This window comes from Gemmatimonadota bacterium, assembly GCA_009692115.1.
In the GTDB taxonomy this organism is placed as follows: domain Bacteria; phylum Gemmatimonadota; class Gemmatimonadetes; order Gemmatimonadales; family GWC2-71-9; genus SHZU01.
Genome location: SHZU01000011.1, coordinates 15,252 through 40,099, shown reverse-complemented (window position 1 = coordinate 40,099; position 24,848 = coordinate 15,252). Strand labels below are relative to the sequence as shown.

Below are 24,848 nucleotides of genomic sequence, written 5' to 3'. Positions count from 1 at the left end.
GAATGATTTACGTCTGTATTCCGAGCCGAGATGAAGCCGAAACCATCGGGCTCGTGCTCTGGAAAGTTCGGAGGGCCTTCGAAGCCCTCGGCCGGGAGTATCACGTCCTGGTCGGCAACGACGGCTCGAGCGACCATACCGCGGAGGTCCTGGCGACCTACGCCGAAGTCTTGCCGCTGACCATTCGGGCCGACCGCACCGCTCAAGGCTATGCGGCCACCGTCGAGGCGTTGCTCCGCCAAGCCCTCGAGTTATCGGATCGTCATAAGCGCGACGGCGCGATCTTGATGCACGGCGATTTTGCCCACGGACCCGAGTTCCTCGGCGATTTCGCCAAGAAGCTCGACAGCGGGGCCGACTTGGTCGTCGGCGAAGGCGCCATCGATCCGAAGTGGGAACGCCCCTATCGCTGGACCCGCCGATGGAGCAAATACCTCCTCGGCCGAAGCGCCGGAGTCGACGGGGTTCGAGACCCGACCTCCGGGTACATCGGCTTCCGCCTCGCCGCGCTCAAATCGGTGTTCAACCGGCCCGATCGGGTCCTGCTCTCGGACGGCTGGGCCGCCAACGCCGAGTTGGTCGGGCGAACCGCCGTGCATGCCCGGCAGATCGACACCGTCTCCTTCCCGGAACGGCACGATCTCAAAGCCCGAGCCACGAGAGTCGACCCTTGGCCCACCGCCCGCGACCTGTGGCGCTCGAGCAGCGTAGTTCGAAAAGCCGTCGCCGCTGAACGAAGCGCCCCCCGAGCCAAGCGCCGCGAGAAAGGCCAAGACGCATGATCGCCCTGCTGGTATCCCTGACCTCCCTCTTGCTCCCCGCCGAGTGCCGAGCGCCGGGCGCCGAGTGCCGAACCCCGAAACACCCCTTCGCCGTCGGCGAGCTCTTCGAGTATTCGGCCAAGATCGGAATGCTGAAGCTCGGGGAAGCCTCGATCCGAGTGGCCGGCCTCGACACCGTCCGGGGCGAGCCGACCTACAAATTCCGGTTCCAGCTCGAAGGCGGCAATTTCTTGTTCCGGATCAAGAACACGCTCGAGTCATGGACCACGGTTACCGATTTCAAGTCGCTTCGCTTCCGGAACGACAACACCGAGAACAACAAGAACCGGCTCCGCGATTACGACATCTTTCCCGATTCAGGCTTTTACCGGCAACGAGGCAAAGACGGCACCCAGGCGACGCCGACTCATCCGCTCGACGATGCGTCGCTCCTCTATTTCGTCCGGACCACGCCGCTCGAAGTGGGCAAGGCCTATCGGTTCGAGAACTATTTCATGGACGACAAGAACCCGTTGCTGATCCGGGTGCTGAAGATGGAGGAAATGGATTTACCCGACGGCACCAAAGTCCGGTGCTTCGTCTTGAATCCGGTCATCGACGACCGGGGGATGTTTGCCGACCGGGCCGAGGCTCGGCTCTGGATTACCGACGACGCCCGCCGGATCCCGGTCCAGATCCGCTCCAAGTTGGCTTTCGGCACCGTCACCCTCCGGCTGGCCCAGATGACCTTCGCGCCGGCCGACTGAGGGTGAGGTACCGCGAAGCCGATCGTGCCCGCGTTATAACCGTTCCGATCACGCTCCGTTCCAACAAAGTCGACCCGTCACTCCTGGCTCTGGTGCCGGGAGCGGACCGGTCGTTTGCCGGATTCCTGGCCGCGATGCCGAACCTACTCGCGGCTCGAGACCTCCGATTGGTAATCGACCGGGTTCGGTCCGCGGCGGCCCGCCGCCGGGGCGTCGTCCTGTTACTGGGCGGGCATGTCATCAAGGTCGGACTCGGCCCCCTGATCCGGGTCCTGCTCGAGCGCGGCATCGTGACCCACATCGCGATGAACGGCGCGGCCGCGATCCATGACTTCGAACTGGCGGCCTTCGGTGGGACCAGTGAAGACGTCGAGGCCGGCTTGGGCGATGGCACCTTCGGCATGGCCGAAGAGACCGGCACGGAGATGAACGCGGCGATTCGCGCCGCCGCCGATCAGGGCCTCGGGCTCGGCGAGGGACTGACCCGAGGGCTCGCCGGCCGGGCGGCGTTACCGGGTCGCGACGCCAGCGTGCTGCTCGGCGCCCTGGACGCGGGCGTTCCGGTCACGGTCCATCCCGCCATCGGCGCCGAAATCATTCATCAGCATCCCGCCGCCGATGGGGCCGCGATCGGCGCCACGGCCATGAAGGACTTTGACCGCTTAGCCGGATCACTCCCGGATCTGGACGAGGGCGGCGCGGTGCTCAACTGGGGCAGCGCCGTGATCATGCCGGAGGTGTTCCTCAAGGCCCTGACGGTGGCGCGAAACCTCGGTGGCGGAAAGCCAACCAATTTCCTGGCGGCGGATTTCGACATGATCCGACATTACCGGCCGGCCATGAACGTCGTCAAACGCCCCACCCAAGCCGGCGGCGAGGGCGTTCAGATCACCGGGCACCACGAAATCATGATGCCGCTGGTGGTCTGGGGCCTAACGGAACCCGGGATCGAGCCGCTCGCCCCATTGCCTCAGGCAAGGCCGTAGGTAGATTTAACTCATGCCTCGTAGTTGGTGGTCGAACTTGCGGCGGTGGGTGGCAACGGCGGTGCTCCTCTCCGGAGGAGTACCCGCGGCACTCGAACTCACCCATCACGCGGAAGACGGGGTGCAGGTGGCCCACGTCGAAGCCGCGACGACCAACCATCACGTCGATCACTGCGTCGTGGGCACGCCGTTGCTGGCCCAGGCGGTGTCGTCGGCGCAGCAGCCGTCCCCCGCGGCCTTCGTCGATCCGGTCCGGGCCGGATGCTATTTCGGCCCGATGGTATTCCCGGCGGCCCGCCTCCGGGCTCATTCATCCCGCGCCCCCCCGGTCCACGCGTAGTTCTCGGCACCAAATCCCAACACAAGTAGTGCTTCGGTAGCCACCGGTCGATCCTGACCGGGGGTAGTCACGCATCGGGTTCGCGATGGCGTTCGCCGGTCACCGAAGCAAGCGAGGGCGTCCCGGGCAACCGGTCCGCCCGGAAATGGCACACTCGCTATGCGTACCTGGTCATTCGGATGGATCGCGTTGGTGCCGACGCTCGTGATGGCACAATCCCCCGCCGGCGTCGTTCGCGGTCGCGTCGTCACCGCCGAGGACGGCCGCCCGATTCAAACCGCGCTGGTTCGGATTCTCAACCAACACGGCAGCGAAACCACCCACGCTGACGGCCGGTTCCTCATCGCCGGCGTCCCCACGGGAACCCACCGGATCATGGTCTCGGCGATCGGGTACCGGGCCTACTCCGCCGTCGTGGCGGTTCGGGCCGCGGACACTGTCGACCTGGCGATCGTCCTGCCGGAGTCCGTGCTCCAACTGGAGGAGATCGTGACCGTTGGGGGCGTCGGCGCCCGAGCGCAAAGCGACGCCTTGAGCCCGACGTCGGTGGTCAGCGCGGCCGCCCTCGACCGCCAGCTCGACGGCACCGTCGCCGCCTCGCTCCGCCATCAGCCCGGCGTTGCGTCGGGGGGCATCAGCCCGTCGACGGCGCAGCCCGTCATCCGGGGCCTGAGCGGCGACCGGGTGGTCATGCTCCAGGACGGCATTCGGGCCGGTGATCTCGCGTCGACGTCCGCGGACCATGCCATCACGGTGGACCCCCTGACGGCCCAGCGGATCGAAGTGGTGCGGGGACCGATGTCCCTCCTGTACGGGTCGAGCGCGTTAGGCGGCGTGGTCAACGTCGTCCGCGAGGAAATCCCCGCCACCCTGCCGGACGCCCTCCACGGGACGATCTCGGCCCAAGCCAGCTCGGTCAATCGGGGCGCGGCACTCGGCGGCTTCGCGACCCGGGCCTTTGGCCGGCGGGTCACCGGCCGGATCGAGGGGACCTTCCGGGGCGCCGGCGACACCCGCACGCCGGCGGGGCCGCTGGTGAACACCGGCGTGTCGACGGTCGATGTGGCCGCCGGCGCCTCCTGGATCGGCGAGCGCGGACATGCCGGAGTGTCCTATCGTTTTTATGACACCGACTACGGGATTCCCGGCGGTTTCGTGGGAGGCCACCCGACCGGCGTCGATATCGCGATGCAGCGCCATTCGATCCGGTCAACCGCCGAGCGCCATCCGGCCGCCGGTCGGTGGGAAAGCCTCCGAGCGGACGCGGCGGTCACGTTCTACCGGCATACCGAGGCCGAACCGAGCGGCGCGGTCGGAACCCGGTTCCGGCAGGACTTCGCCACGGTCAACCTAACGGCCCGCCACCGGCGGTTCCTTGGCGCCAAGAGCGGCGCGATCGGTTTCGCGGGGCAATTCCGCGACATCGAGACCGGGGGCACCCTCCGCACCCCGTCGACCCGCGACTTCTCGGTCGCGGGCTTCGTGATTCAAGAGTTCGGCACCGGTCCGATCCGGATCCAAGCGGGCGTGCGGTACGACGTGGCCCGCTATGAGCCCCGACGGATCACCACGATCAGCGTCGGCGCGGATCGGGTGTCGACCGTGCCGCGGACCTTCGGGTCCTTCTCGGCGTCGTTCGGTGGCCTCGCGGATCTGGGCGGTGGCTTCAAAGCGGGCGGGAGCATCGCCCGGGCGTACCGGACGCCGGATTTCAATGAGTTGTATTCCAACGGGCCCCACCTGGCCTCGAACTCGTATGACGTCGGCGATCCCCGACTCACGGCGGAGGCCGGCCTCGGCATTGACGGATTCGTCCGCCTCGAACGGAGCGGGGTGCGGGCTGAAGTGGCCGGGTTCAGGAACCGGCTCTCGAACTACATCTTCCCGTCGAGCCGGGGCCGGGCGGTGATCGGCCGCCAAGGCGGACGCCCGTTGTTCCAATTCACCAACGAGGCCGCCCGGTTCACCGGCGCCGAGGGTACCGTCGAAATCGTGCTGGCGCGCCGGCTGGCGTTCGAAGCCACCGCATCCTATGTGGCCGCCGTCTTCACCAAGGTCCGGGCCGCTATCCCCGTCATCAGTTCCGACCCACCGGACACCACGTTTGTTCCGGCGGCCTCCGAGCCGCCACTGATCCCACCGGCCTTTGGAACCGCAGAACTCCGCTACGAAACGCCGAACGTGTTCGCCGGCGCCGGGGCTCGTTGGGCCGCCCGCCAAGCCCGCGTGGGCGATTTCGAGACCCCGACTGCAGGGTACGTGGTTGGGGACCTGCACGCCGGATTTCGGACCCTGATCGGCGGGCAGTTCCACACCTTCACCCTCAGGGTCGACAACGTTGGCAACAAGCAGTACCGGGACCATCTCTCCCGAATCAAAGAGATTGCCCCGCAGCCGGGGCGCAACGTCAGCCTGCTGTATCGGATCACTTTCTAGAAGGAGGATAGGATGAGCAACATCAGCATCAGGAGTTCTCGCTGGATCGGCGCCGCCGCGATCGCGGCTCTCACGCTCGCCGCCGGGTGTTCGAGCGAACCGGAGGAAATGGAGCCGGAGGTCGAAACGATGCGGGTCACGATCGGGACCACCGTCATCAACTTCAGTGGCGGAACTTGCACGCCGGTCCCGGCGTCGGCCACGATTCCCGCCGGTGGAGCAGCCGTCTCGGCCACGTTTCTCAAAGCGGATGGATCACCCGAAACGATCGTGACCGACCAAGAGTTCGAACTCAAAGTCGAGCCCGCCGGCCGATTTACGAGAGCCAGCGCCTTCGCCGGAACGCTGAGCGGCGGAGCGGCGGGAACGACGGCGGTGACCTTTGCGCTCTTTCACAAGATCGAGCAGCACGAGGACTTCGGCCCCTGCAGTCTGCCGATCACGGTCCAATGAAGTTCTGCGGTTTCGAAACCGGCGGCGGCGATGAGACGGCGTTTGACCGATGGGGGGTCGCCGCCTCGTCACTCTGCTTGGTGCACTGTACCGTCCTCCCCGCGGTGATCGCGGCCCTGCCCGCCATCGGACTGGGCTGGATCGCCTCGCGGGGCGTTGACGTCGCTTTGTTGGTGGTGACGGCGGTGCTCGCGGCCGTTGCCTTCCGCCGGGGATACCGGTGTCATGGCGGGGCGATGCCGGGGTCGCTTGGAACGGGCGGCGTGGGATTGATCGCGACCGGCGTTGGCCTGGGGGAGCGGGGATCGCTTGTGACAATTGCCGGGGCCGCGGTCCTGGTGGTCGGCCATACCGTCAACCTCCGGCGGTGTCGCGCCTGTCGCGAGGCTGCGCCAACCCCGAAATTACTCGAGGGCAATTCGACCTAATGTGGGGAGGCCCCAAAAAATGGGGCGGGTGATTTGGCCCGCCCCAACCCGTCGGCTACGATTCGGACGGTTTGCCCCGAACGGTCTCCCAAATCCGATCGGCCGTCGAGGGGCTCAAGACTCGGATGATGGTGGAGATCATCCAACCCAGGAACGCGAACCAGACCAGCTTCAGGACCAGTCCAATCAGTCCGCCGATCAAGAAGCCGATGACCTTCATCCCAAGCATGAACAGGATGAAGAACCCAGCAAATCCCACGAATCCACGGACCATTGTATTTTCCTCCGGACGGTTGAATTTCTAGTGGTGCACACCCCAGTACGGCCGACGTTTCAGAAAGTTTCATTACTAGCCTAAGTGCCTAATACTCAAGACGTTGTCATCATCGGAGGAGGCGCTGCCGGCGCCGCTTGCGCCCGGGAACTAGCCGGCACGGGCCGGAAGGTCCTGGTGCTCGAACCCACCGACCGGGCCGGCGAAGCGTGGCGCGCCTCTGCCGGGCTCCTGGCGCCCCAGATCGACAGCAGCGAGGACCCTCCGCTTTTCGAGCTCGGGATCGCCGGCCGGGAGTATTACCGGAGCCAGGTCATGGTTCTGAGAGACGAGACCGGGATCGATTGCGGGCTGTTTGACGGCGGGATCCTGAGATTGGCGCGAGGAGCAGACCAAGCCACCCGCCTCCGTGACTCGGTGGCGTGGCAACGCCAGCACGGGCACCGAACCGAGTGGATGGATCCGACCGAAGTCCAAAGCGAGTACCCATGGGTTGGGTTGTCGGATGGGGCCCTGTTTGCCCCCCAGGATGGTTCGATCGACCCGATCCGATTGGTGGAAGCCTTCCGCGCGAGTGCCGCCAAGCGCGGCGCCACCTTTGAGCCCGACGCCGCCGTCGGTGTGGTCGTCGAGGGCGGCCGGGTGGTGGGAGTTCGCGGCGCCCGGGCAACCTATTCCGCCGGCGCGGTAGTACTGGCCGCCGGCGCCTGGAGCGGCCGGCTCGAGGGATTGCCGCGCCCGGTTTCGGTCGAACCGGTCAAAGGGCAGATGGTCGCCAAGCGCTGGCCGACCAAGGTCCCGCCCGGCATCTACTACTCGGGCCAGGGCTACGTCCTGGAGCGCAATGGCGAGGCACTCTGCGGCTCGACCTCAGAGCATGTCGGCTTTTCGGCGGAGGCTACGGCCGAGGGCGAGCAAGCCGTGGTCCGATGGGCCGACTCCGTAGTGCCGGCGCTCTCGCCGCTCAAAGTGGAGCGCCGCTGGGCTGGGCTCCGGCCCGGCACCCCCGATGGACTGTCGATCGTCGGTGCGGAACCAAACGCGCCGGGCCTCTGGTACGCCACGGGCGGGGGGCGAAACGGCATTCTGCTCGCCGGGATTACGGCCGTGTCGCTCTGCCATCTCATGGCCGGCGAGGCCACCTTCGAAGGCATCGAGGCCCTTCGGCCGGGGCGGTTCTGGTCCTAGGAGCTCGGCACTCGGGGCTCGGCGCTCGGCGCTTCTCCGATTAGAAGGGTAAGTCACTGCCCTTTCTGGTCTTAGCAGGCAGAATCCTAAGCTTTCCCCTCGGTCGGTTCGATACTATTCTTGTAGCTGCGTTCCCGCCGATTTCGGGGCGCTTTCCTGTGAAGGAGCTTTGCGTGGCGGCACCGCTGGTCCAACTGACCCGTTCGCTTGGCACCCCGTCCTCGGCCCCGCCGTTGGCAACCGTTCCGTTCGAACGGAAGCCGAGTTGGCTCAAGGTCAAAGCGCCGGGCGGCGGCAACTACGCGCGGTTGAAGACGCTGATGCGGGAACTCAACCTCCACACCGTCTGTGAGGAAGCCCGATGCCCAAACATCGGCGAGTGCTGGGAACACCAGGCCGCCACGTTCATGATCTTGGGCGATGTGTGCACCCGGAACTGTGCCTACTGCGCGGTGTCGCATGGCACCCCGCTGCCGTTCGATCCGGTGGAACCGGTCCGGTTGGCCGAGGCCGTGGCCCAGATGGGACTCCAGCATGTCGTCATCACGTCGGTTGACCGCGACGACCTGGAGAACGGCGGCGCCGAGGCGTTTGCCGGTTGCATCATCGAGATTCGGAAGCGGCTCCCCAAGAGTTCGGTTGAAGTCCTGATTCCCGATTTCAAGGGTTCGGCACCGGCCCTGCAGCTGGTCATGGATGCCCGGCCCGACATTCTCAATCACAATCTCGAGACGATCGAGCGCCTCTACCGCCTGGCCCGACCGGGGGGTCGATATCAACGGGCTCTCGATCTGCTGGCCAATGCGCGCCGGATGGTGCCGGGGGGCCTGACCAAATCGGGCATCATTCTCGGGATGGGCGAGGAGTGGGACGAACTGCTGGTGGCGATGCGGGATCTCCGCCGGTCGGACGTCAACATCCTCACGCTGGGTCAATATCTCCGGCCTTCGGAGAGTCATCTTCCCATCGCTCGGTACTATACCCCGACGGAGTTTGCCGAATTGCGAGACCTCGGCCTCGCCATGGGTTTCGATCACGTCGAATCGAGCCCGCTGACCCGTTCGAGCTATCACGCCTGGGAACAGGTTGATAGCGCCAAGGCCTCCAGAGGAACCCCATGACCACCACGGCACCCGCCGCGAAGGGCAAGGCCGTGGACGCGGCCACCAAGGCGCTCCATCGGAGCTACCTCCGCCAGATGCTCCTGATTCGGCGGTTCGAAGAAAAAACCGGCGAGGCCTACGCGTTAGGCAAGATCGGCGGCTTCTGTCACCTCTACATCGGCCAGGAAGCCGTCGCGGTCGGGGTCATGGCCGCGCTTCGGCCCGACGATCATGTCGTCAGCGCGTACCGGGAGCACGGCCATGCGCTGGCCCGGGGGCTCACCCCTCGGGGCGTCATGGCCGAGCTCCACGGCAAAGCCACCGGCGTTTCGGCCGGCAAGGGCGGGTCGATGCACCTGTTTGACGTTGCCCACGGGTTCTTGGGCGGACACGGCATCGTGGGTAGCCACATCCCGCTGGCCGCCGGGGTGGCGTTTGCCCACAAATACCGGGGCGGCGACCAAGTGTGCGTCTGCTTCTTCGGCGAAGCGGCGGCGAACATCGGGGCTTTCCATGAGACGCTGAACATGGCCGCGCTCTGGAATCTCCCGGCGATCTTCATCGTCGAAAACAACGGCTATGGAATGGGTACGGCGGTGGCCCGGGCGGCCGCTGTCACCAGTCTGGCCATCCGCGGGGCCGCCTACGCGATGACCACCGAAGTGGTTGACGGGCAGGACGTCCTGGCCATGCGCGAGGCCATGGACCGGGCCGTGGCCCGGGCCCGGACGGACTCGGAGCCGACGTTCCTCGAGGTGAAGACCTACCGCTACGTCGGCCATTCGATGTCGGACGCGGCGCACGGCACCTACCGCACCAAAGAGGAAGTCGACGAGTATCGGGGCCGCGATCCGCTGACGCTACTCGGCCAGCTGATGCGGACCGGCGGCTATTGGACCGACGCGGACCACGCGGCGCTCGAGGCCGAGATTGAAGCCGAGGTAGCCGACTCGATCCGGTTCGCGGAAGAATCGCCGGACCCGGAGCCCTCGAAGCTATTCGAGGATGTCTACGCGCCGGAGCCGAACTGACATGACCACCATGACCTACCGCGACGCGCTCAACCAGGCGCTCCGGGAAGAAATGACCCGCGATGACCGGGTGTTCCTGATGGGCGAGGAAGTGGCCGAGTACGACGGCGCCTACAAGGTCAGCCGCGGCCTTCTCAAGGAGTTCGGGCCTCGCCGGGTGGTCGATACGCCGATCGCGGAGCTGGGCTTTACCGGCATCGGGGTTGGGGCCGCCATGGTCGGGCTCCGGCCCATCATCGAGATGATGACCTGGAACTTCGCGCTTCTCGCCATCGACCAGATCGTCAACTCCGCGGCCAAGATGCGGTATATGTCCGGCGGCCAGATCGGGGTGCCGATCGTGTTTCGCGGTCCGGGCGGGTCGGCGCTTCAGCTCGGCGCCCAGCACTCCCAGGCGTTCGAGAGTTGGTATGCGCATATCCCCGGGCTCAAGGTCGTGGCCCCGGCCACAGCGGCCGACGCGAAGGGCCTGCTCAAGGCATCGATCCGGGATGACAACCCGGTGGTCTTCATCGAAGGCGAGATGCTGTACAACGTGAAGGGCGACGTCCCCGATGGCGACCATATCGTCCCGATCGGGAAGGCCGACATCAAGCGGCCGGGGAAAGACGTCACCATCATTTGCCACTCGAAAACCGTCGACCCCTCGCTCAAGGCGGCGGAAGCGCTAGCCGCCGAGGGGATCGACGCGGAGGTGATCGACCTTCGGACGATCCGGCCGCTCGACACCGACACAATCCTGGCGTCGGTGGCCAAGACCAACCGGTGCGTGGTGGCCGAAGAAGGCTGGTACTTTGCGGGGGTCGGCGCCCAAGTGGTCGACACGATCCAGCGGGAGGCCTTCGATGCGCTCGACGCGCCGGTCTGGCGGGTAACCGGGGCCGACGTCCCGATGCCGTACAACAAGTTGCTCGAGCGCGCCGCCAAGGTGGACGCGCAGAAGATTCAAGCCGCCGCCAAGAAAGTACTCTACGTCTAATGGCCACCAAAGTCGTGATGGAAGCGCTCTCGCCGACCATGGAAGAAGGCCGCCTGGTCGAGTGGAAGAAGCAGGAAGGCGACGTGGTCAAGGCCGGGGACGTCCTGGCCGAAGTGGAAACCGACAAGGCCGTCATGGAATTGGTGGCCCGAGCCGGGGGGACGTTGCTTCGCCATGCGGTGGCGGCCGGCACGACCGTTCCGGTGTCTCAGGTGGTGGGCTGGATCGGCCAGCCGGGCGAAGCGTTAGGCGATGGGGCAGCCGCCCCAGTGGCAACGGCTCCCGCCGCGACTCCGGTCGCGGCACCGGCACCGGCAACGGGGGCGGTACCGGCGCCGGTGGCGGCCGGGCGGATCAAAGCCTCGCCGTTGGCCCGGAAGATGGCTGCCGACCGTGGCGTCGATCTCAGCCGAGTCCCGGGCTCCGGGCCCGAGGGACGGGTGATTCGCCGGGATGTCGAAGGCGCCGGCGCCACGCCCGTGGCCGCGATGGCGTCGGTCCGGAAGGCCGGACCGGCGTTTACCGACGTGCCGCTCTCGATGATCCGGAAAACGATTGCCAAACGGCTGGCGCAGTCGATCGGCCCGATCCCGACTTTCTACCTCACGACTGAAATCGACATGGAGCAGGCCGCTGATTTCCGGGAGCAGTTCACAACGCTGTACGGCGATGCGGTCAAGATTTCGTTCAATGACCTGGTGGTCCGGGCAGCGGCTCTGGCGCTGATGCAGCATCCCGCCTGCAACGCCTGGTGGCAGGACGACAAGATCCGGTACTGGAACGAAGTCCACATCGGGATGGCGGTGGCCGTCGAGGACGGTCTGATCACGCCGGTGATCCGAAACGCCGACTTGAAGACCCTCCGAGACATCGGCACGGAATCTCGCGACTTGGCGGGCCGGGCCCGGGATCGCAAGCTCACGCCGGAGCAGTATACCGGCTCGACCTTTTCGATCTCGAATCTCGGGATGTTCGACATCGAACACTTTACGGCGGTCATCAATCCGCCGGAAGCGGCCATCTTGGCGGTCGGTTCGATTGCCCAGGTGGCCGCGGTGGTCGGAGGGCAGATCGTGCCCCGGCGCCGGATGCGGGTTACCCTGTCGTGCGACCACCGAGTCATCGACGGCGCCACCGGAGCGCAGTTCCTGAAGACGCTGAAACAGTTGCTCGAAAACCCCGTCGGCTTGCAGTCTTAGAGAACCCTTAGCCCGAAATTCGAATGTCTACCTACGATCTCATTGTCCTCGGCGGCGGCCCGGCCGGCTACGTCTGCGCCATTCGCGCCACCCAACTCGGCCTGTCGGCGGCGGTCGTCGAGAAGGACAAACTTGGCGGCGTCTGCGTCAATATCGGTTGCATCCCGACCAAGGCCCTGCTCCACAGCGCGTATGTGGCCAACCTCGTGGCCCATGACGCCAAGGGCCTCGGCGTCGAGGTCGGACCCATCAAGACCGATTATGGCGTGGCCATGAAGCGGTCCCGCCAGGTCTCGGACCAGAACTCTCGCGGGGTCGAGTTCTTGATGAAGAAGAACAAGATCACCGTCATCAAAGGCACCGGGACGCTCCTCCCGGGCAAGAAGGTCAAAGTCGGGGACGACACCCACACCGCCTCCAAGGCGGTCGTCATCGCCACCGGATCACGGGTCAAGGGGATTCCGCAGATTGGCCTCGAGATCAACAAGACCACCGTGATCAGCTCAGACGAGGCGTTGTTTCTCGACCGGGCGCCGGCCACCATGGCCATCGTCGGGGCCGGGGCGGTCGGCTGCGAGTTTGCCGACATCTTCAACGCGTTCGGCACCAAGGTCACCCTGATCGAGGCGTTGCCGCGGATCGTACCGATCGAGGACGCCGAGTCGTCGGATGCATTGACCAAGAGCTACAAGAAACGCGGGATCGCGGTGATGGCGGGGGCCAAGGTCCTCAAGGCCACGGTCGGCGCCTCCGAGGTGACCCTCGAACTCGAAGTCGCCGGCAAGGCCGAGACGGTGGTCGCCGAGAAGGTGTTGATGGCGGCGGGCCGGGCGGTCAACACCGAGAACATGGGTTTCAAGGAAGCCGGCGTGCAGCTGACCGACCGCGGGTTCGTGAAGGTCAACCTGGCCACACTCGAAACCACGGCGCCGGGGGTGTACTGCATCGGCGATGTGGCTGGACCGCCGATGTTGGCCCACAAAGGAAGCCGCGAAGGCACGTTCGTCGCCGAATTGATTGCGGGCCACAAGCCGCACGCGATCAAGTACGACAACGTGCCCAGCGTGACCTACTGCCACCCGGAAGTGGCCAGCATCGGGTTGACCGAGGATCAATGCAAAGAGAAGAAGCTCGACTACCAGGTTGGCCGTTTCCCGTTCAGTGCCAACGGCCGGGCCCGGGCCACCAACGACACCGAAGGCTTCGTCAAGATCATCCGCGACAAGAAATACGGTGAGATCCTCGGGGCCCACATCGTCGGCGGGCACGCCTCCGAGATGATTCACGAACTGGCCGTGGCCCGGGAAAACGAATACACGGTGGAGGAGGTGGATCTCGCGATCCACGCCCACCCCACCCTGTCCGAGGCCATTGCCGAAGCGGCCCTCGACTCGATGGGCCGTGTCATCCACACCTGACGCCGACCAGGACTTCGTCGGGCTCGCGTTCGGAGCCCTGGCGTTGTCGGCGGCACTGGGCCTGGCCCTGAACGCAGCGGTCGGTTTCGTCGTTCGAACCCTGCAAACGGCGGAGCAAGCGGCCCAGCGCCTCGAAATCGGAGCGCCGACCGCCGTCGTGCTGTTTGCCGGGACGTTTCTGGCCTGCTTCGCGGCGGCGATCGCCACCTGGCGAGTCATGGCCCCGGTCCACAATACGTTTCGCCAAGGGATGCTCGCGATGGTCAGCTTCTTCGCGAGCTTCGTCCTGTCGGTCGTGACGATGCCGGTGGACCGGGCCTTCGGGCGGCTCGGGCTGGTGGTACTCTCCCTTGGGGCGCTGGCGCTGGCCCTGCTCCTCAACCGCCGGATCGCCCGGGCCTTCCCGGCGCTGTGACCGCGCCGGCCGCGATTCGGGTCATCGATCTCGGGCGCCGGGGCTACGACGAAGTTCTCACTCTGCAGCGGCGGCTGTGCCGCGAACGAGTCGAAGGGATGCGCCACGAGGATCTCGTGCTGCTCGTCGAGCATGACCCGGTCATCACGCTCGGGCGGAGCACCAAGGCGTCGAGCCTCCCGATCGGAGCCGACGAGCTCACCCGCCGAGGACTCGAGGTCTTTGAGGTGGAGCGCGGCGGGGACGTGACGCTCCACGCGCCGGGACAGTTGGTCGGCTACCCGATCTTCCAGCTCCAGAATTATCGGCCCGACCTCCACTGGTACCTCCGACAAATCGAAGAGACCCTGATCGTGGCCTTGGCGACGCTCGGCATCAGCGCCGAACGGAACCCCGGTTTAACCGGCGTGTGGACCGGCGGCCGGAAAGTCGCGAGTATCGGGATTCATGTGAAGCAGTGGGTCACCTTCCACGGCTTCGCGTTGAACGTAACCACCGCACTCGACCTATTCGACCTGATCGTGCCATGTGGCATTCCGGGTGTTCGAATGACCAGCGTGGCGGATCGGATCGGGCCGCGCGACGGACTGATGGCCGAGGTGCGGAGTGCGGTGATGGCAGGATTTGGTTCCGTCTTCGATCGGGCGATCGTGATGGGTTCGGAGCACGAACTTCAACCGGTAGGGCCACCGGCGCCCTGAACCGAACGGGACCACCGACCGAGCCCAGGTATTATCTTCCGCCATCATGGCGGAGCCTCTTGACGTCACCAAGCTGAACGCGGTCGCGGACGACCGGGTCCGGGACATTCTCAAGGCCGCCTCGAGCTGGGCCAAGGAGGCGCCGGTAACGCTGACCCCAGCCATTCGGGCGGTGTGCGTCCGGCTGGCCGAGATGGTGGCCGATCAGCGCCACTACCTCGCCCCCCTCTCGGAGGCCGAGGAAGCGACCCGCGGCGCGGTGCTCGCGGCGGTGGCCGAGCGGCTGCGGCGCGAACCGGTGACGACCGGAATCGACAGCCTGTTGACGGAGCTCTCGGAACTCGAACTTCGGGCCACGGCGTCGTGGTCGTTGGTGGCCGGGGCCCAAAGTGACTGGATCGCGACCGCCACCCAGTTTCTCGACAAGCAAGCGGCCGCTCTTCCGGCAGGAGAGCGCCCGGATTCCTATTGGGCCGACGATGTCGTGGCCGGCATCGTGGTGTCGGTCCGGGCGCTGATCGGCGTCGACGAACTCCACGCTCGCACGGAAGCCCGATACTCCGGGAGCCACAAACGGATTGCCCCCGACGAACCGCCGGCCTGACCTACACCGCCTTTTCCCCGAGCTTCTCGTAAAATCGTCCGAACACCGCGATCCCTTCCCAGAGTTGCTGGAGGTCGAGCTTCTCGTTCGGTGAGTGGAGGCCGTCGTCCGGCAGGCCGATTCCGGTCAGAATGACCGGGGCGCCGGCTTTCGCGAATTGAGTGACCACCGGGATCGATCCGCCGGCGCGCACGGGCACCGTGCCACGGCCCACCACCTCGGCAAAGGCCGCGTCAAGGGTCTTGAAGGCCGGATGCCCGACATCGACCTCGACCGGATCGCCGCCATGGAGGATCCGGACCTCGACCTCGGCCCACTCAGGGGCCATTTTCGCGACCGCCTTCTTCAGCCACTTGGCCACCTTCTCGAACGGGAGACCGGGTACGAGCCGGAGGCTCACCTTGGCCATCGCCGTCGCGGGAATCACCGTCTTCGCGCCCTCGCCGGTGAAGCCGCCCCGGATGCCGTGGATTTCGAACGTGGGCAGGGCCCAGACCCGCTCGAGCACCGACGCTTTTTGGATCCCGGTGAGTGCCTTGCCGGTCACTTCCTCTTTGAGGAACCGGGCTTCATCGAACGGCAGTTGTTTCCAGACTTTGAGCTCGTGCTTGGTTGGCGGCTTCACCGACTTGTAGAGCTTCGGGATGTTGATCTTGCCGGACCGTCCCTTGAGGTCCGACAACAGCCGGGCCAACGTCTCCATGGCGTTGGGGGCGGCGCCGCCGTAACTCCCCGAGTGGAGATCTCGCTCGGCAGTGCGAACATGGATTTCCGCGTAGCAGAGGCCCCGGAGCGCCGTGTAGACGGCCGGCCACCCGATATCGAAGTAGGACATGTCGCAAATCAAAATCGCATCGGCCCTGGCGCGGTCCGGCTCGGCGGTAAGCAAATCACCGATTACGGTTCCGCCGCTCTCTTCTTCGCCCTCAATCAGAAACCGGATGTTGATGGGTGGCTTGCCGCTCTGCAATACGGCTTCGTAGGCCTTCATGAGACAGTAGACTTGGCCTTTGTCGTCGGCGGCACCCCGGGCATAGATCCGGCCATCCCGCACGGTCGGCTCAAAGGGCGGTGTGTTCCATTCATGGATCGGATCGACCGGCTGGACGTCGTAGTGCCCGTACACCAACAAGGTCGGTGCCCCGGGCACTGGCGGGCTTTCGGCCCAGACCACCGGATGGCCGTTGCCCTCGAGCAGTTGGACGACGGGAAAGCCGAGGCGCTTGAATTGGTCGATCAGCCAGCCGGCGGCTCGGCGGCAATCTTGGGCATGGTTCGGCAGGGCGCTGATGCTCGGAATCGAGAGGAATTCAACCAGTTCCTTGAGCATCCGGTCGCGTTCGCGGATCGTAAAATTGGAGTCCATTCGTGATACTAGCATCCGGCCCGCGGTTTCGCCACCTAGCCGTTAGAGTGCTTTGCGGCGATTATTGGGGGGTTACCTGTCCGCACCACTTCCGATTTTAGGGCTCTCATGCGCGTACTCCGATTCCTCCCGGTTCTCGGGTTGGCGGCCTTGACCGCCACCAGGGCCCCAGCCCAGCAGTCCGGCGGGCAAAAGACGCTCGACGCCACTGATCTGAGCTTCTGGAAATCGATCCGGAATGCCGCCACCTCCCCCGACGGCCGCTGGTTTGCCTACGTGCTGGCGCCGAACGAAGGCGACGGCGAAGTCGTGGTGCGCCCGACGAGCGCGGAGGCCCGGGAGTGGCGGTTTCCGATCGGCGAGGCGGTGGTCCAGCCGTTCAACCCGTTTGACCAGACGCCCAGGAACTCGCCCCTGGTGATCTCCGGCGACGCCAAATGGACCGCGTTCTCGACTTACCCGACCGCCGAGGAAACCAAGAAGCTCAAGAAAGACAAGAAGCCGATTCAAACCGGCCTCGTGGTGGTCAATCTGGCCACCGGCGAGAAGCGGGATTTCGAGAAGATCCAACGATTCAGCTTTGCCGGGGAGAACCCGGCCTGGGTCGCGATGAAGCGTTATCCGGCCGAAGGGGCCACGGCCTCAGATCTCCTGCTGCTCGACCTCCGGACCGGCACGATGAGCACGATCGGTTCGGTGGCCGACTACGCGTTGGATGAAACCGGCGGGTGGTTGGCCTGGACCACCGAGGCCAAAGATCTCGTGGGCAACGGGGTGCAGATCCGGAACCTGGCCACCGACCAAGTCAAAACCATCGAGAGCGACAAAGCCGTGTACCGGCGTCTGGCGTGGGCGGATAGCGGGCTGGCTCTGGCGGTACTCCGTGGCCGGCCCGACAGTGCCCGGGGCGACACGGTGTACGCCGTGGTGGGAATCACCAGCGTCGGCGGCGGCAACACCAAGGTCGTCTATGAGCCGAGTCCGGCCACCGGCCTGCCCGCCGACCGCCGGGTCAGTCCGGACCGCACTCCTCGGTGGACCGCCGATTTTGCGGCGCTGGCCTTTGGGACCACGGCCCGCCGGAACGGCCCCGAATCCAAGACCGGCCGGCCCGATGTGAAGCCGGTGGCCGGCACACCGGGCATGATGCAGACGCCGGCCGGCGCCGGCGGCACCGAGGACGACCTCCCGACCCTGGTGATTTGGCACGGCAAAGAGGGCCGGCTCCAATCGCAACAGCAGGTCGAAGAGGGACGCGACAAGATCTTCTCGTCCCTGGCGCTTTACCGAGTGGTCGAGCGGAAGTTCCTGGCGCTCGCGGACGACGAGCTTCGCGACGTGCAGTTGACCCCGCGCGACCGGTACGGACTCGGCACCGACCGCCGGGTCTACGAACGGCGGGACAACATCGACGGCGGCCAGCGCCGGGACTACTACGCCATCGACTTGAAGACCGGAGCCCGGACGCCGATCAAGAAGACCGCCTCCTATCCGATCCGGCCCTCGCCGGACGGCACCAAGGCGCTGTTCTACGACAACGGCGAATATCACGTCTACGACTTTCTGACCGGGCAGACCAAGGCGATTACCCCGGGCGCGCCGACCACGTTCATCGATACGGAGGACGACCACAACGTGGACCGCCCGCCGGTCGAGCCGTTAGGCTGGTCGGCCGACAGCCGGTTCGTCCTGTTGTTCGACAACTGGGATGTCTGGCGCGTGGCGGCCACGGGCGGGAGCTTCGTCAACCTGACCGGGACCGGCAAGCGGGACAAGATCCGGTTTACCAGGCGGCTGGTCATCGATCCCAAGGAAAAGGGCATCGACTTGACCAAGCCGATGTACCTCCAGACCTACGGCGAGTGGACCAAAAAGGAAGGCCTGGCCCGAGTCATCCCGGCCAAGCCCGGCGCCGAGATGCTGCTGGCGGACGACGCCAAGTTCTTGGTGAACCGGGCCCGCGATGCCGAGACCTGGGTCTACACCAGGCAAACCGTCCGGGACTTTCCGGACTACTGGGTGGCTGACGCCAAGCTGGCCAACCCGGTCCGGCTGACCGACGCCAATCCCCAGCAGAAGGACTATGCCTGGTCCTCCGGCGCCCAGCTGGTCAACTACGTGTCCGAGAAGGGCGACAGCCTGCAGGGGGCGCTCTATCTGCCGGCCAACTATGAGCCGGGCAAGAAGTATCCGACCGTGGTGTACATCTACGAGAAGCTCTCCCAAGGGCTTCACAGCTACGCCGTGCCGAACGAAACCCGGGCGTTCAACCCGAGCATCTATACCAGCCGCGGGTACGCGGTGTTCCAGCCGGACATCGTATACCGGATCAACGACCCGGGCATGTCGTCGGTGTGGTGCGTGGTGCCCGCGGTCAAGGCGGCCATCGCCACCGGCATCGTGGACCCGGCCAAGGTCGGTCTCCACGGCCATTCCTGGGGCGGTTATCAGTCGTCCTTCCTGGCCACCCAGACGGGCAAGCTGTTCAGCGGGATCGTGACCGGCGCCCCGCTCACCGACATGATCTCGATGTACAACTCGGTCTACTGGAATACCGGCACCGCCGACATGGCGATCTTCGAGACCTCGCAGGGCCGGTTCAAGGGCAGCTACCTCGACAACCACGAAGCCTACATCCGGAACTCGCCGGCGTTTTTCGTCAAGCAAATCGAAACCCCGGTGATGATCCTGCACAACGAAAAGGACGGGGCGGTCGATTTCAACCAAGGGATCACGTTCTTCAATTCGTTGCGGGAGCAGGACAAAGACGTCATCATGTTGCAGTATGTCGGCGAGAACCACGGGTTGCAGCTACCCAAGAACCAGAAGGACTACACGGTCCGGATGCAGGAGTACTTCGACCACTACCTGAAGGGACTCCCGGCGCCGGACTGGATGAAGGAAGGCGTCCCCCGGCTCAAGATGGAAGAGCATTTGAAGAGCCGGCAGAAGAAACCCAAGGCCATTTCCTAGCGGGTCAGGGCCGCTCCGTGGGCGCGCGGGGGCCGGGGCCCGGCAAGTCCGGCCACGCCCCCCCCCCGGCCGCCTCGGCCTCAAGCAAAGCCTCGGCGGACGGGTAGCGATAAATGACGGGGGCTTGGTGCTGAAACAGGCCGCCGGTGTCGGCGGTCGGGCCATAGGTCGAATAGAGCGGCCGGTCGAGCAAGCGGAGGTAGACGGTGAGCTGGGCCCGATGATGGGCGGAATGGACCAGCCGCCGGGTGAGGACCCAGGCCCGGGTCCGGGGCACGTCGAAGAACGTCGTCGGCTCCCCGAACCACTCCGGCTCCTTGGCGTCGAGGACCTCGCGCCGGAGCCGCGACACCTCGTCGTAGTGGCGCAGGAACGAGAGCCGGTCTTCGACGGGGGGCAACTCCGGCCGGCCGATGTCGATGCCGAGCATCCGGATCATCCAGCCCTGCTCCGAAACGCATTGGTGCACCATGTGCTCATGCGGCGTGCGGGCCAGGGGCGCCGGCCGAAACGCCAGCTCGTCATCCCGGAATTCGGCCCAGACCGAAAGGGTCTTGAGGCGCTCGGTCTCGTAGCTTTCGGCGAAGAGACTGAATGGATGCGTCATGATTCCCTCTAGGGTATTTTAAGTCCCATGCATCCGAATGAACATGCCGCCCACAACCCGGACTTCCTGTGGCGGAACCCGGACCCCAAACCCTCCTACGACGTCGTCATCGTCGGGGGCGGATTGCACGGGCTGTCGACCGCCTACTATCTGGCGAAGAACCACGGGATTACCAACGTGGCGGTGGTGGAGCGGGCTTGGCTTGGGAACGGTAACGCCGTCCGGAACACCACGGTGGTCCGGTCGAACTATCTTCGCGACGAGAGCGCCGCCTTGTACGAACACGGGCTCAAAATCTGGGAGACATGGGGCCAGGAACTCGACTACGACCTCTTGTTCGATCAGCGCGGCGTCCTCAACCTGATCCACAGCCAGTCGAACCTCCACACCGGCCGGCGAAACACGTTCGCCAATCTGCTGAACGGGATTGACTCCGAGGTCCTCGACGCCCAATCGGTCAAGGAGTTTTGTCCGATCGTCAACATCTCTCCGGACGTCCGGTACCCGGTCATCGGCGGCACCCTGCAACGCCGAGGCGGGATTGCCCGTCACGACGCGGTGGTCTTTGCGCTGGCCCGGGCCGCGAACCGGCTGGGGGTCGACCTGATCCAAAATTGTGAAGTGACCGGTTTCGAGAAGGACGGCGACCGGGTCACCGGCGTCGTCACCACCCGGGGCCGGATCGGCGCCAACCGGATCGGACTGGTCGGCGCGGGCCGTTCGCCACTCTTGGCCGCGATGGCCGGTTTCGACCTGCCGATTCAGAGTTCGCCGCTCCAGGCGCTGGTGTCCGATATCGTCGAGCAGGTGCTCCCGTGTGTCGTCATGTCGGGCGCGGTGCACGTCTACGTGAGCCAGGCGCACAAGGGCGAGTTGGTCATGGGCGCGGGCCGGGACCCTTACACCTCGTATGCCCAACGGGGTTCGTTTCATATCATCGAAGACCAGATGGCAGCCGCCCTCGAATTGTTTCCGATCTTCAGCCGGATCCATATGCTCCGGACGTGGGCCGGGATCGTCGACGTTGCCCCGGATGCTTCACCGATCGTCGGCCTCACCCCGATTCGAGATCTGTTCCTGAACTGCGGCTGGGGTACCGGCGGATTCAAGGCTACTCCCGGCTCGGGTTGGGTCTTTGCGGACACCATCGCCAACGGCGCGCCGCATCCCTTGGTCGTGCCGTTTTCCTTGGCTCGATTCGAAACCGGCGACCTGATCGACGAACACGGCGCGGCCGCCGTGGCGCACTAGGAATCCCGCGATGCTGCAAATCCATTGCCCGTGGTGCGGGCCCCGTGAGGAAAACGAATTCCACTACGGTGGCGAAGCCCACCTCGAGTATCCTGGCTCGGACGTCGATGACGCCGCCTGGGCCAAGTTTCTGTTCTATCGCAATAACCCCGCGGGAGCGTTCGCCGAACGCTGGACCCACGTGGCCGGATGCCGCCGGTGGTTTCATGTGGTCCGGGACACGATGACGAGCGAGATCCGCGGCTCGTACCTCACGACCGAGAAGCCGGGGGACGCCCGATGAAGCGGCTTCCAACCGGCGGGACGATCGACCGAACCCGGGAGCTGTCCTTCTCTTGGAATGGACAGCCGCTCGGGGCGCACCCCGGCGACACGCTGGCCTCGGCGCTCCTGGCCAACGGCATTGCCGTGATCGGATCGAGCGTCTCTCTGAAGCGCCCCCGCGGGGTCATGAGCGCGGGCACCGAAGAGGCCCATGCCTTCGTGCAGCTCGGCGAAGGCGGGGCATCCGAACCGTTGACCCGGGCCACGACAGTTGAAGTGTTCGAGGGCCTGGTGGCCCGGGGATTGTCCACCAAAGGCGTGCTCCACGAGGGCGTCGACCCGGGCCGGCCCGACCGGCGCACCGGGCATTGCGACGTCCTCGTGATCGGCGGCGGCCCGACCGGCCTCCTCGCCGCGCGCACCGCGGCCGCCGCCGGCGCCCGGGTCATCCTGGCCGACCAGCGACCATCGCTTGGTGGCGCCCTCCCCGGCGATCGGGACCTGATCGACGGGCAGGAGGCATCGGCTTGGATCGCGGCCCAGGAAGCGGCGCTCGAGGCGGCCCCGGAAGTCCGGATCCTCAGACGGACCACGGCCGTGGTGGCGCTCGACCAGAACGGCATGATGCTCGTCGAGCGCCGCGCCAACCCGAGGCTTTGGCAGATCCGGGCCCGGCAGATCATCCTCGCCACCGGCTCGCTCGAACGCCCGATCGTATTCCAGGACAACGATCGGCCGGGGATCATGCTGGCCGCCGCGGTGCGCCGGTATCTCCACCAATTTGCGCTGGCGCCGGAACGGACCGTGGTGTTCACCGCCAACGACGACGCCTATCGGACGGCGCTCGACCTGGTGGCGGCGGGCCAAACGGTGGCCGCTATCGTCGACCCTCGCCCGGCGCCGGGGGGTACCTTCGCGGAACGGGCCCGGGCCGCCGGGATCCGGATGATCACCGGCTCAGTCGTCACCGGCACCGACGGCGACGGCGACGGTGTCTTGATCGCGGTGCAGGTCGCGCCGCTAGCCGGCGGTGAGGCCCAGCGAATCGAGTGCGACATGCTCGCCGTGTCGGGTGGGTTCGACCCGGTCCTCGACCTCCATCATCAGCGGCGCGGCCCCACGGTCTGGAACGAATCACCGGCCACGTTCGTGGCCACCGAGCCCGCGCCGGGATATCAGGTTGCCGGGGCACTGACCGGGGCTTTCGACTTGGCGGGCTCGCTTCGAACCGGGATCGAGGCGGGACGCGCCGCAGCCGCGGCCGCCGGTTTTCCCGCCGCGGACACCAGGGTCCCCGACACGGCCCCGGTTCAAATCCAGCCGTCCATTCCGATCTGGCAGATTCCCGCCCCCGACGAGGACGAGAGCCGGTCGTTCGTCGATCTCCATCGCGACGTGACGATTGCGGGCGTGCACCGCGCGTTGGGCGCCGGCATCCGCTCGGCGGAGCATCTCAAGCGCTATACCCTGATCGGCACCGGGGTGGAACAGGGCCGGACCTCGAAGGTGAACGCGGGGATGCTCGCCGCCCGGTACCAAGACGGCCCGATGGGCACCTCGAGCGCCCGGCCCCCAGTCGAGCCGATCGCCTACTCGGTGCTCGCGGGCCGGGCCCGCGGGGCGATGTTCGAGCCGGTCCGGACCACGCCGATTCACCCGGCCCATGTGGCCGCCGGCGCCGTCTTTGAGAATGTCGGGCAGTGGAAACGGCCCCGGTACTACCCGCGGGCCGGGGAATCCATGGCCGACGCGGTCCAACGCGAATGCCGCGCGGCGCGCCAGGCCGTGGCGATGATGGACGCCTCGACGTTAGGCAAGATCGACGTCCAGGGTCCCGACGCGGCCGAGTTCCTGGAACGTCTGTACTTCAACAAGATCGCCAATCTGAAGCCCGGCCGGGCCCGGTACAGCGCCATGTGCCGGCTCGACGGCATCCTGTTCGACGACGGCGTCATCATGCACCTCGCCGAGGACCGCTTTTTCGTCACGACCTCGACCAGTCATGCCGGCCCGGTCATGGAATGGATGGAGGAGTGGCTCCAGACCGAGTGGCCCGACCTCCGGGTCTGGCTCACCTCCATTACCGAGCAATGGGCCACTATCGCAGTGGTCGGACCGTTGGCCCGGACCGTCCTCGCGGCGGCCGGCACCGATCTCGACCTGTCGGCGGCGGCGTTTCCCTTCATGACCGTCCGGTCCGGCACCGTGGCCGGCCTGGCGGCCCAGGTGGCCCGGGTGAGTTTCTCGGGCGAGTTGGCCTTTGAAGTGAGCGTTCCCGGGTACCGGGGCGAAGCGCTCTGGAACACCCTGATGGCCGCCGGCATGCCCCATGGCATCACGCCCTATGGCCTCGAAGCGCTGAGCGTGCTCCGGGCCGAGAAGGGGTTTCTCATCGTGGGCCAGGATACCGACGCCAGTACCACGCCCGTCGACGCCGGCCTCAGCTGGATGATGACCAAAGAGCGAGACTTCATCGGCAAACGCTCCCTTCGCCGGAAGGCCATGATGGCCCCCGGCCGGCCCCGGCTGGTCGGGTTCCTCCCCGCCGATCCGGCCGCGGTGGTGCTCGAAGGGGCCCAATTGGTCGAAGACCCCGCGGAAGCCCCGCCGATGACCATGATCGGCCATGTGACCTCGAGTTTCTGGAGCGAAACGTTAGGCCGGAGCTTCGGCTTGGCCATGGTCAAGGGCGGAGCCGAACGGTTGGGCCAAACCCTGCACGCCTGTACCGGCTCGGACTCGATGGCGGTCACCCTCGTTGATCCGGTGTTCTACGACCGCGAAGGAGCCCGCCGTGATGGCTAACCCCACCGCCAGCCGGCTCACGCCCCTGCCCCGGCTGACCCAGATCGCGTTCCATGTGAGCGAGCAATCGGCTCCAATCGTGGCCCGGGCCCTTGGGCTCGAGGCGCTGCCGGCCGCCAACCGGTTCGTGGCTGCCGATGGCTGCAACGTGCTCTGGATCAGCCCGACCGAGTTCCTGGCCATTGGCGAGGCGAAGGCTACGCTCGAAGCGGTGATTCGGGGTGCCATGCCCTCCGGCCAGGGCGCCGTCGTCGACGTATCGGCCAATCGGATCGGATTCATGCTGGCGGGGCCGGATGCTCGCGATGTGTTGGCGGGCTGCTGTGCGCTCGATTTCCACCCTCGAGTCTTCCGCACCGGATGCTCTGCCGGTACGCTGATCGCCAAGGCCCAGGCATTGATTGCCCAAATCGACGAGGGACCGAGCTACCTGATCCTCGTCCGGCCCTCGTTTGCCTCGTACGTCAAAGCGTGGCTGCTCCCGTAAACAACGGGCGTT

The 24,848-nt window shown here is 66.1% G+C and carries 24 protein-coding genes; 21 read left to right on the top strand and 3 right to left on the bottom strand.

Features of this window, described 5'->3' with window-relative positions; genetic code table 11:
• Positions 1-2 precede the first annotated feature (2 nt).
• From EXR94_12645 to EXR94_12615, 7 genes are all read left to right on the top strand, one after another.
• Entirely contained in the window at positions 3-782 is a 780-nt protein-coding gene (locus EXR94_12645) for a glycosyltransferase family 2 protein (GenBank protein MSR03568.1), read from the top strand.
• Positions 779-1,528, top strand: a complete 750-nt coding sequence (locus tag EXR94_12640) for a DUF3108 domain-containing protein (protein ID MSR03567.1) — start codon at positions 779-781, stop codon at positions 1,526-1,528. Before EXR94_12645 ends, EXR94_12640 begins: the two co-directional genes overlap by 4 nt.
• A 2-nt stretch (positions 1,529-1,530) precedes the next feature.
• Entirely contained in the window at positions 1,531-2,514 is a 984-nt protein-coding gene (locus EXR94_12635; GenBank protein MSR03566.1) for a hypothetical protein, read from the top strand.
• A 13-nt stretch (positions 2,515-2,527) separates the two neighbouring features.
• Entirely contained in the window at positions 2,528-2,854 is a 327-nt protein-coding gene (locus tag EXR94_12630; GenBank protein MSR03565.1) for a hypothetical protein, read from the top strand.
• 159 nt (positions 2,855-3,013) lie between these two features.
• Complete coding sequence (locus EXR94_12625) at positions 3,014-5,290, top strand: TonB-dependent receptor (GenBank protein MSR03564.1); 2,277 nt, start codon at positions 3,014-3,016, stop codon at positions 5,288-5,290.
• A 12-nt stretch (positions 5,291-5,302) separates the two neighbouring features.
• Positions 5,303-5,743, top strand: a complete 441-nt coding sequence (locus EXR94_12620; GenBank protein MSR03563.1) for a hypothetical protein — start codon at positions 5,303-5,305, stop codon at positions 5,741-5,743.
• Entirely contained in the window at positions 5,740-6,171 is a 432-nt protein-coding gene (locus EXR94_12615) for a MerC domain-containing protein (GenBank protein MSR03562.1), read from the top strand. The genes EXR94_12620 and EXR94_12615 overlap by 4 nt, the downstream gene beginning before the upstream one ends.
• Before the next feature lie 55 nt (positions 6,172-6,226).
• On the opposite strand, the gene EXR94_12610 is transcribed toward EXR94_12615, so the two are convergent.
• Positions 6,227-6,445 carry a hypothetical protein gene (locus EXR94_12610; GenBank protein MSR03561.1) on the bottom strand — a complete coding sequence of 73 codons (219 nt, stop codon included), beginning with the start codon at positions 6,443-6,445 and terminating at the stop codon, positions 6,227-6,229.
• An 84-nt stretch (positions 6,446-6,529) separates the two neighbouring features.
• On the opposite strand from EXR94_12610, the gene EXR94_12605 reads away from it, so the two are divergent.
• The 9 genes from EXR94_12605 (at position 6,530) to EXR94_12565 (ending at position 15,083) form a co-directional block, all read left to right on the top strand.
• The gene (locus EXR94_12605; GenBank protein MSR03560.1) at positions 6,530-7,633 is read left to right on the top strand and encodes an FAD-dependent oxidoreductase; all 1,104 of its coding nucleotides are present in this window, start codon (positions 6,530-6,532) and stop codon (positions 7,631-7,633) included.
• Between the two features lie 233 nt (positions 7,634-7,866).
• Positions 7,867-8,754, top strand: a complete 888-nt coding sequence (gene lipA / locus EXR94_12600; GenBank protein MSR03559.1) for a lipoyl synthase — start codon at positions 7,867-7,869, stop codon at positions 8,752-8,754.
• A complete protein-coding gene (gene pdhA / locus EXR94_12595) occupies positions 8,751-9,767 on the top strand; it encodes a pyruvate dehydrogenase (acetyl-transferring) E1 component subunit alpha (GenBank protein ID MSR03558.1) in 1,017 nt (338 codons plus the stop codon). The genes lipA and pdhA overlap by 4 nt, the downstream gene beginning before the upstream one ends.
• Positions 9,742-10,746, top strand: a complete 1,005-nt coding sequence (locus EXR94_12590) for a pyruvate dehydrogenase complex E1 component subunit beta (protein ID MSR03557.1) — start codon at positions 9,742-9,744, stop codon at positions 10,744-10,746. Before pdhA ends, EXR94_12590 begins: the two co-directional genes overlap by 26 nt.
• Entirely contained in the window at positions 10,746-11,945 is a 1,200-nt protein-coding gene (locus EXR94_12585) for a 2-oxo acid dehydrogenase subunit E2 (protein MSR03556.1), read from the top strand. Before EXR94_12590 ends, EXR94_12585 begins: the two co-directional genes overlap by 1 nt.
• A 23-nt stretch (positions 11,946-11,968) precedes the next feature.
• Positions 11,969-13,363 carry a dihydrolipoyl dehydrogenase gene (gene lpdA, locus EXR94_12580; protein ID MSR03555.1) on the top strand — a complete coding sequence of 465 codons (1,395 nt, stop codon included), beginning with the start codon at positions 11,969-11,971 and terminating at the stop codon, positions 13,361-13,363.
• Positions 13,347-13,778 carry a hypothetical protein gene (locus EXR94_12575; GenBank protein ID MSR03554.1) on the top strand — a complete coding sequence of 144 codons (432 nt, stop codon included), beginning with the start codon at positions 13,347-13,349 and terminating at the stop codon, positions 13,776-13,778. Before lpdA ends, EXR94_12575 begins: the two co-directional genes overlap by 17 nt.
• The gene (gene lipB, locus EXR94_12570) at positions 13,775-14,479 is read left to right on the top strand and encodes a lipoyl(octanoyl) transferase LipB (GenBank protein MSR03553.1); all 705 of its coding nucleotides are present in this window, start codon (positions 13,775-13,777) and stop codon (positions 14,477-14,479) included. The genes EXR94_12575 and lipB overlap by 4 nt, the downstream gene beginning before the upstream one ends.
• A 46-nt stretch (positions 14,480-14,525) precedes the next feature.
• The gene (locus tag EXR94_12565) at positions 14,526-15,083 is read left to right on the top strand and encodes a hypothetical protein (GenBank protein ID MSR03552.1); all 558 of its coding nucleotides are present in this window, start codon (positions 14,526-14,528) and stop codon (positions 15,081-15,083) included.
• A 1-nt stretch (position 15,084) separates the two neighbouring features.
• Here the strand turns inward: EXR94_12565 and EXR94_12560 are convergent, their stop codons facing one another.
• Positions 15,085-16,449 (bottom strand): dipeptidase, encoded by a 1,365-nt coding sequence (locus EXR94_12560; protein ID MSR03551.1) that lies wholly within the window; start codon positions 16,447-16,449, stop codon positions 15,085-15,087.
• Positions 16,450-16,557: 108 nt separating this feature from the next.
• Between EXR94_12560 and EXR94_12555 the strand changes: the two genes are divergently transcribed.
• A complete protein-coding gene (locus EXR94_12555; GenBank protein MSR03550.1) occupies positions 16,558-19,422 on the top strand; it encodes a S9 family peptidase in 2,865 nt (954 codons plus the stop codon).
• 4 nt (positions 19,423-19,426) lie between these two features.
• Here the strand turns inward: EXR94_12555 and EXR94_12550 are convergent, their stop codons facing one another.
• A complete protein-coding gene (locus EXR94_12550; GenBank protein MSR03549.1) occupies positions 19,427-20,029 on the bottom strand; it encodes a damage-inducible protein DinB in 603 nt (200 codons plus the stop codon).
• A gap of 27 nt (positions 20,030-20,056) precedes the next feature.
• Here EXR94_12550 and EXR94_12545 point away from each other — a divergent pair, with 27 nt between their 5' ends.
• Genes EXR94_12545 through EXR94_12530 form a run of 4 tightly spaced genes read left to right on the top strand, consistent with a single transcriptional unit; the run spans position 20,057 to position 24,836 of the window.
• Entirely contained in the window at positions 20,057-21,280 is a 1,224-nt protein-coding gene (locus EXR94_12545; protein MSR03548.1) for a sarcosine oxidase subunit beta family protein, read from the top strand.
• A 10-nt stretch (positions 21,281-21,290) separates the two neighbouring features.
• Entirely contained in the window at positions 21,291-21,563 is a 273-nt protein-coding gene (locus tag EXR94_12540; protein ID MSR03547.1) for a sarcosine oxidase subunit delta, read from the top strand.
• Positions 21,560-24,349 carry an FAD-dependent oxidoreductase gene (locus EXR94_12535; protein ID MSR03546.1) on the top strand — a complete coding sequence of 930 codons (2,790 nt, stop codon included), beginning with the start codon at positions 21,560-21,562 and terminating at the stop codon, positions 24,347-24,349. The genes EXR94_12540 and EXR94_12535 overlap by 4 nt, the downstream gene beginning before the upstream one ends.
• Complete coding sequence (locus EXR94_12530) at positions 24,342-24,836, top strand: sarcosine oxidase subunit gamma (GenBank protein MSR03545.1); 495 nt, start codon at positions 24,342-24,344, stop codon at positions 24,834-24,836. Before EXR94_12535 ends, EXR94_12530 begins: the two co-directional genes overlap by 8 nt.
• Positions 24,837-24,848: the final 12 nt, after the last annotated feature.